The 12,365-nt window shown below is 70.4% G+C and carries 12 protein-coding genes; 5 read left to right on the forward strand and 7 right to left on the reverse strand.

The features are described from left to right. Nucleotides 1-25: 25 nt before the first annotated feature. Complete coding sequence (locus tag HCR12_RS08105; RefSeq protein ID WP_166865091.1) at nt 26-1,021, forward strand: ketopantoate reductase family protein; 996 nt, start codon at nt 26-28, stop codon at nt 1,019-1,021. 21 nt (nt 1,022-1,042) lie between these two features. Here HCR12_RS08105 and HCR12_RS08110 read toward each other — a convergent pair whose 3' ends face one another. Continuing rightward, complete coding sequence (locus HCR12_RS08110) at nt 1,043-1,534, reverse strand: nucleoside/nucleotide kinase family protein (protein WP_166865094.1); 492 nt, start codon at nt 1,532-1,534, stop codon at nt 1,043-1,045. A gap of 37 nt (nt 1,535-1,571) precedes the next feature. On the opposite strand from HCR12_RS08110, the gene HCR12_RS08115 reads away from it, so the two are divergent. Beyond that, on the forward strand, nt 1,572-2,444 hold the full coding sequence (locus HCR12_RS08115) for an HhH-GPD family protein (RefSeq protein ID WP_224763343.1): 873 nt from the start codon (nt 1,572-1,574) through the stop codon (nt 2,442-2,444). A gap of 12 nt (nt 2,445-2,456) precedes the next feature. On the opposite strand, the gene HCR12_RS08120 is transcribed toward HCR12_RS08115, so the two are convergent. The 5 genes from HCR12_RS08120 to nusA form a co-directional block, all read right to left on the reverse strand. Further along, entirely contained in the window at nt 2,457-3,506 is a 1,050-nt protein-coding gene (locus HCR12_RS08120) for an LLM class flavin-dependent oxidoreductase (protein WP_224763345.1), read from the reverse strand. A 64-nt stretch (nt 3,507-3,570) separates the two neighbouring features. After that, the gene (rbfA, locus tag HCR12_RS08125) at nt 3,571-4,020 is read right to left on the reverse strand and encodes a 30S ribosome-binding factor RbfA (RefSeq protein WP_370589302.1); all 450 of its coding nucleotides are present in this window, start codon (nt 4,018-4,020) and stop codon (nt 3,571-3,573) included. A gap of 80 nt (nt 4,021-4,100) precedes the next feature. Continuing rightward, a complete protein-coding gene (infB, locus tag HCR12_RS08130) occupies nt 4,101-6,836 on the reverse strand; it encodes a translation initiation factor IF-2 (RefSeq protein ID WP_166865104.1) in 2,736 nt (911 codons plus the stop codon). A 75-nt stretch (nt 6,837-6,911) separates the two neighbouring features. Next, the gene (locus tag HCR12_RS08135) at nt 6,912-7,166 is read right to left on the reverse strand and encodes a YlxR family protein (RefSeq protein WP_166865107.1); all 255 of its coding nucleotides are present in this window, start codon (nt 7,164-7,166) and stop codon (nt 6,912-6,914) included. 41 nt (nt 7,167-7,207) lie between these two features. After that, a complete protein-coding gene (gene nusA, locus HCR12_RS08140; RefSeq protein ID WP_166865110.1) occupies nt 7,208-8,188 on the reverse strand; it encodes a transcription termination factor NusA in 981 nt (326 codons plus the stop codon). A gap of 103 nt (nt 8,189-8,291) precedes the next feature. Here nusA and HCR12_RS08145 point away from each other — a divergent pair, with 103 nt between their 5' ends. From HCR12_RS08145 to HCR12_RS08155, 3 genes are all read left to right on the forward strand, one after another. Beyond that, the gene (locus tag HCR12_RS08145) at nt 8,292-9,131 is read left to right on the forward strand and encodes an NADH:ubiquinone oxidoreductase subunit 4 (chain M) (RefSeq protein ID WP_166865113.1); all 840 of its coding nucleotides are present in this window, start codon (nt 8,292-8,294) and stop codon (nt 9,129-9,131) included. Between the two features lie 68 nt (nt 9,132-9,199). Next, nucleotides 9,200-9,733 (forward strand): RNA polymerase sigma factor, encoded by a 534-nt coding sequence (locus tag HCR12_RS08150; protein WP_166865116.1) that lies wholly within the window; start codon nt 9,200-9,202, stop codon nt 9,731-9,733. A gap of 7 nt (nt 9,734-9,740) precedes the next feature. Next, nucleotides 9,741-11,057 (forward strand): hypothetical protein, encoded by a 1,317-nt coding sequence (locus HCR12_RS08155; RefSeq protein WP_166865120.1) that lies wholly within the window; start codon nt 9,741-9,743, stop codon nt 11,055-11,057. A 344-nt stretch (nt 11,058-11,401) separates the two neighbouring features. On the opposite strand, the gene HCR12_RS08160 is transcribed toward HCR12_RS08155, so the two are convergent. Further along, complete coding sequence (locus tag HCR12_RS08160) at nt 11,402-12,316, reverse strand: endonuclease domain-containing protein (RefSeq protein ID WP_166865123.1); 915 nt, start codon at nt 12,314-12,316, stop codon at nt 11,402-11,404. Nucleotides 12,317-12,365: the final 49 nt, after the last annotated feature.

The raw sequence follows: 12,365 nt of genomic DNA on the forward strand, positions 1-12,365 counted from the left end.
CGTCCCGCCGACGTAGGCTCGTCGCATGCGAATCGGCGTCATCGGGGCGGGAGCGGTCGGCGGCACCCTGGCGGCGCTGCTCGCGCTCAAGGGGCACGATGTGGAGATCACCGCTCGCGGGGCCCACCTCGACCAGATCCGTGCGAACGGCCTGCGCTTCGACGGTGCCTGGGGCGACCACATCGTCCGACTGCGGGCGAACCCGCTGCTCACCGCGCGTCCCGACCTCGCGATCATCGCGACGAAGGTGCACGATGCGGCCACCGCTCTCGCGGCGAACGCCGTGCGCCTCGACGGCGTGCCCGTGCTCACCGTGCAGAACGGCCTCGGCGGCCTGCGGGTGGCTCACGAGGAGCTGCCAGCGTCGCCGCTTCTGGGTGGGCTCGCGCTCTTCGCGGCCTCGCACCTCGAACCCGGGCGCGTGACCGTCACAGCGGCGCTCCCCACCCTCCTCGGCGCGGGCCCCGGATGCGATCGCGAGCTGTTCGAGCGCATCGCGGGGGTGCTCGGCGACGCGTTCCCCATCGAGCGCACCGACGACATCACGGGCGCCCAGTGGACGAAGCTCCTCATCAACCACGTCAATGCGCTGCCCGCGATCACAGGGATGTCGGTGCAGGAGGTCATCGCACATCGCGGACTCCGGCGGATCATGACCGCGAGCATGCGCGAGACGGTGCGGATCGCCGAGGGCATCGGCGTGCGCTTCGTGCGTGTCAACGGAGTCTCGGGCGCCGTGCTCGGCCTCGTCGGGCGTCTGCCGCTCTCAGTCGGCCAGCTCTTCCCGCGGGTTCTCGCGAAGCGGCTCGGGGCCGTGCCCAATCCGGGGTCGACGCTGCAGAGCATGCGCCGCGGTCAGCTCACCGAGATCGACTTCCTGAACGGCGCGGTCGTCGCGGCAGCGGCCGAGGCCGGAATCGAGGCGCCCATCAACGCCGCGATCGTCGCGCTCGTGCACGAGGTGGAGGGCACGCGCGAGTATCTCTCCCCCGCCGAGGTCATGCTGCGCATCCCCGCCTGAGCGTGCGCGGCTGGGAGTCGTTCAGCGGCGCCGCGGCACGGCGCACCAATCGGCGAAGCGCCGCACCGGATGCAGCGGGTCGGATACATCGATGATCACGTCGGATCGACGCGGCGGGTCGACCTCGCGCAGGTAGCGACGCAGCTGAGGGTCGTCGGGGTCGGGATCGGTCGTCGAGGTCGCCCACACCGAGATGCTCCACACGTCGACGATCCCCGGCGCATGCAGTCCCGTGCCGTGTGCCACGAGAACCGCATCCGCAGGCATGTCGGCATCGGTGCGGAACGCGGGCAGGATGAGTGCGAGGAACGCGTCTGCGGACCGGTCGTCCGGGATCCCGATGCGCGAGACCGCGAGACCTCTCGCCTCGAACTCTTCGGCGACGGCTTCGACGAGCGGCATGACGTCGTCGCCCGGCAGCGCGTCGACCGCGAAGGTCGTGCGGCCGTGCGGGTAGTTGTGTCGGAACTCGTCGACGAGGTCCGAGGCGAGGCGCACGAGGTCATCCGTCATGACCCCAGGGTAGGCCTGAACGCCGTAGCGTGGTGGGGTGACGGATCTCGGAAGGCGCATCGCCGAATGGTTCGCCGCCGGACATCGCCCGCTCCCCTGGCGCGCGCCGGGTTTCCCCGCGTGGGGTGTGCTCGTCTCGGAGTTCATGCTGCAGCAGACGCCCGTCGCGCGCGTGATCCCGCGGCTGGAGGAATGGCTCGCGCGGTGGCCGACGCCCGCCGATCTCGCGGCGGTGCCGCCGGGCGAGGCGGTGCGCGCATGGGATCGACTCGGCTATCCGCGCCGTGCCCTCAACCTGCACGCCGCCGCCACCGCGATCACAGAGCAGCACGGCGGCGAGGTGCCTGCGGATGTCGACGCGCTGCTCGCGCTCCCGGGCGTCGGGCCGTACACAGCGCGCGCCGTGGCCGCTTTCGCCTACGGCGTGCGCACCCCCGTGGTCGACATCAACGTGCGCCGGGTACTCGCCCGCGCGGTTCGGGGTGTGGGCGAACCGGGGCCCGCACGCGTGCGCGAGGAGCTCGCGCTCATGGAGTCGCTGCTGCCCGAAGATCCGCCGGACGCACGACTCGCGAATGCGGGAGCGATGGAGCTCGGGCAGGTCGTGTGCACGGCGCGCAGCCCCCGCTGCGATGAGTGCCCCATCGCCGACCTCTGTGCCTGGCGCGCCGCCGGATATCCGGCCTACACGGGCCCCGCAGCTCCCAAGCAGAAGCCGTACGCGGGATCCGATCGCGAGGTGCGCGGGCGCATCATGGGCGAGCTGCGCGCGAGCGAGCTGCCTGTCACGGCAACACGCATCGACGAGCTCTGGCCCGACGATGCGCAGCGCTCGCGCGCCCTTGCGGGGCTCCTCGCCGACCGCCTCGTGGTCGCCATCGGCGACGGCTACGCGCTTCCCGTCGACTGACGCATCACGCGCTCAGTCGAGAAGGCGCTCGGCCAGCAGCTCCAGGGTGCGCTCGCGGGCGGGCATCCGATCCACGGGGTCTGATTCGCGCATCCCCGCACTCGGCGACACCATGACCTCGTCCACCCCGAAGCGGGCCGCGAGTTCGCGGATGCGGGAGGCTGCGGCGTCCGGTGCGTCGACGATCCAGCGCTCGAGCATCATGTCGATCGCGTGGCGCGAGGCGACGTCGAGCTCGGGCAGTGCGGCCGCCGCCGCCTCCACCGTGTCGAGGGCATGCAGCGGCTTACCCGTGCGCAGGCGCGCCATGTTCTGCAGCGACGGCTGCGCGAGCGCGAGCGCCTCGTCAGTGGTCGGCGCCGCGACCGCGTTGACGGTCAGGAACGTGCGAGGCGAGTCGAGCACCTCCGACGCCCGGAACTCGCGGCGGTAGATCTCGAGCGCACGCTCGGTGCCCTCCCCCGAGAAGTGGTGGGCGAAGACATACGGGAGCCCCTGCGCCGCGGCGAGGTGCGCCGAGTAGTCGGACGAGCCGAGCACCCACATCTCAGGCGCCCCGACGGCCGCCGGTGTCGCCCGCACCTCGTACTCCTGCGGGCCGCTGGGACCGCGCAGCGACAGTCGGGCCACCCCGCCGACGAGTGCACGGATGTCGTCGAGGTGATCGGGGAAGCGGTCCACATCGCTCGTGGCGCCGCTCGAACGAAGGAGCGCCGTGATCACACCGTCGGAGCCGGGCGCACGACCCACGCCGAGATCGATGCGTCCCGGCGCGATCGCCTCGAGCGCCGCGAACTGCTCCGCGACGACGAAGGGCGCGTGGTTGGGCAGCATGACACCGCCGGAGCCGATGCGCATGCGCGACGTGCGCGATGCGGCGGCTGCGATGAGCACAGGCGGGGTGGTCGAGGCGACCGAGGGCATGTTGTGGTGCTCGGCGAACCAGTATCGGGTCACTCCGAGCTGCTCGGCACGCGCCACGAGCGCCAGCGAGGCTGCGACCGCATCCGCGGAGGTCTGTCGAGCGGAGACGGGGATGAGGTCGAGGACAGACAGCTGCACGAGATACGACAACGCGCCCGCACCCCCGGAGATTCCCAGGGTGCGGGCGCGAACGTCGAGGAGATCAGTCCTCGTCGTCGTCTTCGTCGAACTCGCGCGGCTTCACGTACGGGTCGGCGTCGCCGGCGTACTGCGCGGTCTGCGCGAGACGCTGCGCCTCCTCGTCGCGCTCTGCGGCTTCCCGCAGGAGCGCCGAGATCTGCATCGCGTTCTCGGGCACGGCGTCCGCGATGAACTCGAGCGACGGCGTCAGACGCGTGTTGAGGTTGCGACCGAGCTCCGTGCGGAGCATGCCGGTCGCTGCCTTGAGCGCCTTCGCCGAATCCGCGCGCTCCTCGTCGGAGCCGTAGACCGTGTAGAAGACGCTCGCGTGCTGCAGGTCGCCCGTGACACGAACATCCGTGATCGTCACGAAGCCGAGCCGCGGGTCGCGCAGACCCCGCTCGAGGCGCTTCGCGATGATCTCGCGGATGCGGTCGGCCAGCTTCGCGGCGCGGGGGTTCTCACCCATCATCGCCTCCTTTCACCGGCGTGAGCCGGATATCGGACCGGGCCCGGAGCGCATCACGCGATCCGGGCCCGGTGCACGCGGACTCAGCCGCGCGGCTTCTCGACCATCTCGATCGTCTCGATCTCGTCGCCGATCTGGATGTCGTTGAACTTGCCGAGGCCGATACCGGCTTCGAAGTCCGTCTTGACCTCGGTGACGTCGTCCTTGAAGCGACGCAGCGACTCGATGGCGAGGTTGTCTCCCACCACGACGCCGTCACGGATGACGCGCGCCTTCGAGTTGCGGGTGATCGTTCCGCTGCGGACGATGACACCGGCGATGTTGCCGAACTTGGAGGAGCGGAACACCTCGCGGATCTCGGCGACACCCGACTGCTTCTCCTCGTACTCGGGCTTGAGCATGCCCTTGAGCGAGGCCTCGATGTCATCGAGGGCGTTGTAGATGACGCTGTAGAAGCGCACGTCGATGCCTTCGCGTGCCGCACGCTCGCGGGCCTTGACGTCCGGGCGGACGTTGAAGCCGATGACGATCGCGTTGTCGATCGTCGCGAGGTCGATGTCCGACTCCGTGACGGCACCGACACCACGGTGCAGGATGCGCAGCTGGACGCTGTCGTCGACCTCGATCTTGAGGAGCGATTCCTCGAGGGCCTCGACGGCACCCGAGACATCACCCTTGATGATGAGGTTGAGCGACTCGACCTTGCCCTCTTCGAGTGCACGGGTGAAGTCCTCGAGCGAGATGCGCTTGCGGGCCTTGGCCAGCTGAGCGTTGCGCTCGACGGCTTCGCGCTTCTCAGCGATCTGACGAGCCATGCGGTCGTCCTCGGTGACGAGGAACGTGTCGCCCGCGCGGGGCACCGACGACAGACCCTGAACCTGGACCGGACGCGAGGGCCATGCCTCTTCGACCGATTCGCCGTTCTCGTCGTGCATCGCACGCACACGGCCATAGGCCGTGCCCGCGACGATCGAGTCTCCGACGCGGAGCGTTCCCGACTGGATGAGCACGGTCGCAACCGCACCGCGTCCCTTGTCGAGCTTCGCTTCGATCGCGACACCGCGGGCGTCCTTGTTGGGGTTCGCACGCAGGTCGAGACCGGCGTCGGCTGTGAGCAGCACGGCGTCGAGCAGTTCGGTGATGCCGATGTTGTTCAGCGCCGAGACGTCGATGAACATCGTCTCGCCGCCGTACTCCTCGGCGACGAGGCCGAATTCGGTGAGCTGCTGGCGGACCTTGGCGGGGTTCGCGCCGTCCTTGTCGATCTTGTTGACCGCGACGACGATCGGCACACCGGCGGCCTGGGCGTGGTTGAGCGCCTCCACCGTCTGGGGCATGATGCCGTCGTCCGCGGCGACCACGAGGATCGCGAGGTCGGTGACCTGCGCACCACGAGCACGCATGGCGGTGAACGCCTCGTGACCCGGGGTGTCGATGAACGTGATGGCGCGCTCGATGCCCTCGTGCTCGGTCCAGACCTGGTAGGCACCGATGTGCTGGGTGATGCCACCGGCTTCGCCCGCACCGACGTTCGCCTTGCGGATCGCGTCGAGGAGCTTCGTCTTTCCGTGGTCGACGTGACCCATGACGGTGACGACCGGCGGACGGATCTCGAGTTCCTCGTCCGACTCGTCCTCGAGCTCCTGCTCGAGGTCGAGGCCGAAGCCCTCGAGGAGCTCCTTGTCCTCATCCTCAGGGCTCACGACCTGGATGTTGTAGCCGAGCTCCTCACCGAGGATCCTGAAGGTCGCCTCGTCGAGCGACTCGGTCGCCGTCGCCATCTCACCGAGGTGGAAGAGCGCGGTGACGAGGGCTCCGGGCTGCACCGAGAAGCCGGTCAGCGTCTCGAGCTTGTCGGCGAGATCCGAGATCGATGCACCACGACGCATGCGGATGACACGCGAGCCATCGCCACGGGGGATGCTGACGCCGCCGAGCTGCGGGGCATCCCGCATCTCGAATTCGGCGCGCTTCGTCCGCTTCGACTTACGTGCACGCGACTTGCCGCCGCCCTTGCCGAAGGCACCAGCGGTGCCACCACCGGGTCCACGGCCACGGCCACCGCCGCCACCGGGACGACCGGCGAAGCCGCCGCCACCAGCGGGACGCTGGAAGCCGCCGCCACCACCGGCACCGCCGGGACGGCCGGGGCCGCCGGGGCGCTGCTGGAACGGAGCGCCGGGACGCGGAGCACCCGGACGCGGAGCACCCGGACGCGGAGCACCCGGACGCGGAGCACCCGGACGCGGAGCACCGGGACGCGGTGCCGCGGGACGCGGGATGGCGCCGCCGCCGGGACGCGGCATGCCCTGAGTCGACGAGAAGGGGTTGTTCCCCGGACGCGGAGCGCCGGGACGCGCCATGCCCTGGCTGGGCGCGTAGGGGTTGTTGCCGGGGCGCGGGGCACCGGGCGCCGGGCCAGCGGGACGCGGAGCCGCGGGGGCTCCGGGCGTCGGACGCTCGGCGGCAGGCTCCTCAGCGGCGGCTGCGGGCGCAGGCTGCTGCTCCGCGGGTGCGGGTGCGGGAGCGGGCGCCGGAGCCTCGGCCTCAGGGGCGGGTGCCGGTGCGGGCGCGGGTGCGGGCTTCGCCGCGGCGGGCTTGGGGCCCGGCTTCGGCTTGGCGGCTGCGGGCGCTTCGGCGGCGGGCGCTGAGGCCACACCGTCGGCCTGCAGGGCCGCCTTCAGGCGTCGCGCCACAGGGGGCGCGATGCTGCTGGATGCGCTCTTCACAAACTCGCCCATGTCTTTGAGCTTGTCGAGAGCGATCTTCGAGTCGATGCCGAGTTCGGCAGCGACTTCGTGAACTCGTGGGTTGGCCACAATTCTCCTGATTCCGGATCCCCTCCGGACAGGAGAGGACGCTAAAGGGTGAGGGAACTCATTTCGAGTTGCTCATTAGTTGTCCATGTGCCGTTCAGTCCATTCACTGAGGTCTGACGTATCGGTGATGGCGGTGCGCAGAGCACGCCCGAAGGCGCCTCGCCGCACTGCCGTGGAGATGCATCCGCTGTGCGGATGAACCCATGATCCCCTGCCGGGAAGTCGCGCCGCAGTATCGACTACGACCCGTCCGTCGCGCGCGACGATCCTCATGAGTGAGGATCGGGGGACGCGCTGCCGGCAACCCAGGCAGGTTCTGACAGGACCCATCCTACTCCCTCTTTGAGGAAAGCCTCTGACCGCGTGTCGCGTCAGGACTCCATCACCGAGTCGGGCTGGATATCGATGCGCGCGCCGGTGAGCTTTGCGGCCAGGCGGGCGTTCTGGCCCTCCTTGCCGATCGCGAGCGACAGCTGGTAGTCGGGGACGAGCGCGCGCACGGCCCTCGTCGCCTCGTCGACGACGAATGCGCTCGACACCTTCGCCGGGCTCAGCGCGCTCGCGACGAACGTCGCGAGGTCGGGCGACCAGTCGACGATGTCGATCTTCTCGTCGTTCAGCTCGTTCGTGACGGCGCGCACGCGCGCACCGAGCTCGCCGATGCAGGCGCCCTTCGCGTTGATGCCGGGCTCGGTCGCGCGCACGGCGATCTTGGTGCGGTGGCCGGCCTCGCGGGCAAGCGACGCGATCTCGACCGTGCCGGCCGCGATCTCCGGCACCTCGAGCGCGAAGAGCTTGCGCACGAGACCCGGGTGGGTGCGGCTGACGGTGATCGACGGGCCCTTGAGGCCCTTGGCGACACTCGTGACGTAGACGCGGATGCGGGAACCGTGGCGGTACTCCTCGCCGGGAACCTGCTCCTCGGGCGGGAGGATCGCCTCGACGGTGCCGAGGTCGACGTGCACCATGCGCGGGTTCGGCCCCTGCTGGATGACGCCCGCGACGATGTCGCCCTCACGGCTGCGGAACTCGCCGAGCACCTTGTCGTCGCCGATGTCGCGCAGCCGCTGGTTGATGACCTGCTTCGCAGCGAACGCGGCGATGCGGCCGAAGTCCTCGGGGCTGTCGACAGCCTCGCCGATGACATTGCCCTCGTCGTCGAGCTCGGGCACGAAGATGTCCACATGACCGTTCTTGCGGTCCAGCTCGGCGCGAGCGCCCTCCTCGGGGCTCTGCCCCGTGTGCTTCAGATAGGCGGTGAGAATCGCCTGCTCGATGATGCGCACGAGCTCATCGAAGGGGATCTCTCGCTCGCGTTCCATGAGCCGCAGTACGGCGAGGTCGATGTCCACGTCAGCCTCCGATATTCAGATCTCGTGCGACGCCACACTCTGCGCCGCAACCGCCAACTCTACCCGAGCCCCGAGGGTTGTGTGCGCCGCTAGCCTGAGCGCCGTGCGTCGTCTGCTCTGGATTCTGATTCCGTCCGTCCTCGTGCTCGCCGTCGCGGGAGTCGTCACCGCGATCGTCCTGTCGACGTTCCCCGGGGGATCCGCCGACGAGGGATCGGGTGCGGGCTCGAACCCCGGCGCCGCGCGCGAGATGGACGACGACGACTTCGGCACCGTCCTCGTGTACGACGTGCTCGACGACGGCAGCCTCTCCCCCGAGCCCGACGGGCTCGCGCTCGAGATCTGGGAGATGTTCTCGCGCATCGCGAGCACCGAGTTCCTCGCCGAAGGCATGCTCGAGTACCACGTCGGCGATTCGACCGAGAGCGACACGATGGCGTTCGTCTCCCAGGCCGACGACCCGAGCCTCTGGATCCTCGGCGCCAACCTTGCCACGAGCGACGACCGCGACGAGCTTCTCGCCACCCTCATCCACGAGTACGCGCACATCCTGTTCCTCTCGACCGATCAGATCGACCTCGAAGGCGAATGCGACGCCGACGTCGTGCTGTGGGAGGGCTGCCCAGTCGACGGCGCCGTCGTCGCCGACTTCCGCGAGCAGTTCTGGAGCGCCTACGACGACGCACCGCCCGCCGACAACACGGACAGCGATATCGCGTACGACTTCTACCTCGCGCACGAGGACGACTTCGTGAGCGACTACGCCGCCACCAACCCCATCGAGGACGCAGCCGAGACCTTCACCACATTCGTGCTCGAAGAGCGGCCCGCCGCCGACAGCACGATCGCGCAGAAGATCGGCTTCTTCTGGGATCACGCGTGGCTCGTGGAGATCCGCGAGCACATCCGCGCCGAGTTCTCGGGCGAGCACGGCCTGCCGTGACCCGCGACGCACGACTCGGCGGAAACGTTGGGTCGCATGCGCAGACCCCCGGAAGCCAGACTGTCGTCATGTCCGACGACCACGCCGCCTTCGAGGCCGTCTACCTGCGGCACCTGCCCGCCGTCAGCGCCTACCTCGCCCGCCGTGTCGCGCGCGACGACGTGGAGGACCTCGCCGCCGACGCGTTCGCGATCGCGTGGCGCCGACGCGACACGGTGACACCGGGTGAGGAGCTGCCCTGGCTGTACCGCATCGCGTCGTACCAGGTGGCGAACCACCGCCGCCGCCTCGCATCGCGCACCAGCGTGCTCGGCTTCCTGAGCGCGCCCGACTCCGCCCCCGCCGCCGACGCCGCATTCGACGGCGACCCGCACCTCGCCGCCGCGTGGGCATCGCTCCCTGCGGGCCAGCGCGAGATCCTCGCACTCGTCGTCCTCGACGACCTCGCCGTCGGCGACGCCGCGATCGCGCTCGGCATCACCGCGAACGCCGCGAGCATCCGCCTGCACCGCGCCAAGAAGGCGCTCGTCTCCGCGCTGGGCGAGAACCGCACGGATATCGCCGCCGGACCGGATGAAAGATCCGCCACACCCGCGACATAGACAGGGTATGAACAGCTTCCAGGACGACGCAGAGTCCCGACTCCGTCGCGCGGCCTCACCGGTCGACGCGCCCGCTCTCGACCCGGCCATCGTGTCCGGCGCTGCAGAGCGCCCCGCCCCGCGGCTCGTGCGCCACGGTCGCGCCACCCGCGTGGCGGCCGTATCCGCGACCGCTCTCGCCGCGGTCACCGCCGGCGCACTCGTGCTCGCCAATCCCTTCGCCCCGCAGGCGCCGCTGTTCCTCGCGGCCAGCTCCGCCGGTGGTGCAGCCGAGGCATCGAGCCTCGCCGCCGACGCGCGCATGATGGTGTGGGTCGACTACCGCTACGAAGCGGGGGCCGGCCTCAGCACCGATGGCGGACGCGGTTCCGTGTACGAGCTGCGCCGCGCGGGCACCCCGCAGTCGGTCCTCGGTTCGGTCGCCGAACGCCTCGGCGTGGACGGCGACGTCGTCGAATCCGAGTGGTCGAGTGCGGAATACCCCGTCTACCTCGTCGGATCGGATGACGGCACCGCGCCGTCGGTCACGCTCAGCTGGTCGGGCGTCGGCGAGTGGTGGTACAGCGACCCGGCGGCCTACCCCGAGCCCGTGTGCACCACGGTGCCCGTCGAGGGAGGTGTCGACGGCGAGAGCTACGAAGCGTGCGCGACGCCTGAGGTTCCCGCATCGGAGTCGCTCGCGCCGAGCGCCGACGAGGCGAAGCGCCTGGCGGCGGAGCTCTTCGACGTCGGCCCCGGAGCTGTGACCGTCACCGAAGACCCGTGGCAGACCACCGCATCCGTGCACCTCGCCGTCGACGGGCAGGCCACCGCGCTCGTCGAGACCGTGGCCTGGACGACCACGGGACGGATCGCCTGGGCGTCCGGCCACTCGTTCGAGGTCGTCGAGCGCGGCGCGTTCGACACCGTCTCTCCCGCCGCCGGCGTCGAACGGCTCGCCGACGGACGCTGGTACGGTGCGGCGGGGCCCGACTTCCAGGGCGGCATGGTGGCGTTCGCCGCCGAGTCGATGATGCGCGGCGCCGAGAGCGGCGCTGGCGAGGACGGCTCCGCTGATGAGCCGATCATCGACGAGCCGATCGTCGAGCCCGGCCTCGTCCCCGACGAGGCACCCGAGCCCGAGGTCGTGCACGTGACGCTCGAGAGCGCGACGGCCACTCTCCTGCTCATGTGGGACGCCGACGGCAACGCCTGGCTCGTCCCCGGCTACGCCTACGAGAACCCGGATGGCAGCTTCTGGCACACCGCGGTGTCGCTCGTCGAGGGCGTCATCGCCCTCCCCGAGCCCCTCGAGGTCGAGCCGCTCCCGGCGGACATCGACTAGCAGTCCCTGCAGGGGGCGGGGGCCGTGCGAACCGAGATCATGTCCGGATGGCCCCCGTCGCACGTGGGAACGCCAACATCCACCACCACCACCACCACCACCACCACATCATCGATGCTCTCCCCCACTCCGCACGATCCGCGCTCGACGTGGGAACCGGCGACGGGCTGCTCGCCGCCGAGCTGCGCGAGCGAATCCCCCACGTCGTCGCACGCTGCTGCGCCGCTCCGTGGCCCTTTGGCGCAAGCCGTTGCTCTGACCGTGAGCCCCCGCCCCCTCGAACCCCCGAGAATCGTGCCTGTCCGTTGATTCAGAGCCCCTGAATCGACCATCTCGCACGAATCTCAGGGGGTGCGCGCCGCGAGGAGGCGTCGCAAGCGCGATGTGAGGACCGTGGGCCGCTGGAAGAGGTCGGATGCTGTCACACGGACGACGCGCCAGCCCGCATCCTCGAAGAGCTCCCGTCGCTCCAGGTCGCGCATCCACGTCGTCCGGTCGACGCGGTGAACGTCACCCTCGTACTCGAGTGCGACGCGTGCGGCCGGCCACGCGAGGTCCGCATGCAGGATGAGACGGCGCCCGAGCGGGACGGCATGATCCACGCGTGGCTCGGGGAGGCGACTTCGCACGCACACCAGCCGCAGGAGCGATTCCGGTCGGGAATCGACGCCTGTGCGCAGGCGTGGCACGGCCCACGCCACACGCGCTGAGCCCGGGGACCCTCGCAGCCGCTCCGCCGCCCTTTCCAGCTCATCGATCGCCACGACCCCCGGCCCGCGCACTCCGCCGATCCGAGGTCCGGTGAGAAGGGCGTCGCCCGCCGCGACGAGATCCTCACGACGCAGAGACGCCGCGGCCTGACACCACGCGAACGCCGGGCTCGCCACGGGGAGCCCGCCGAGCATCCGCGTCTCGATGTGCCGCAGCGAGTGCCCGCGCACTCCGATGCCGCGCGGCGGTGTGCGCGGGAAGAGCACAGAGAGGTGCAGATCGTCGTCGCCCTCCGGCAACGGCGCGCCCCAGAGCGCGAGCGCCGTCCCGTGGCTGAACGCCTGCCCGTCGAGCAGCAGCGGCGCATAGGCGGCGCACCGGTCGCCGACACTGGACAGGTTGAGCCCGAACCCCACGACGCCCGTGTAGGGACGATCCACGTCTTCGCGCCGCATCCGGGAGGTGCCGATGCCGAGCTCCCGCGCGTGCCCTGAGCGCAGAGGGACGCCGCTCAGCTCATCCGGGACGTGCTGTCGGGGTCGGGGCATCTCCCGATGGTGCCCGTGCGGGGCCGTGGTGCTGGCCCACCATCCACAA

The organism is Salinibacterium sp. ZJ70 (assembly GCF_011751865.2).
Taxonomy (GTDB): Bacteria; Actinomycetota; Actinomycetes; order Actinomycetales; family Microbacteriaceae; genus Homoserinibacter.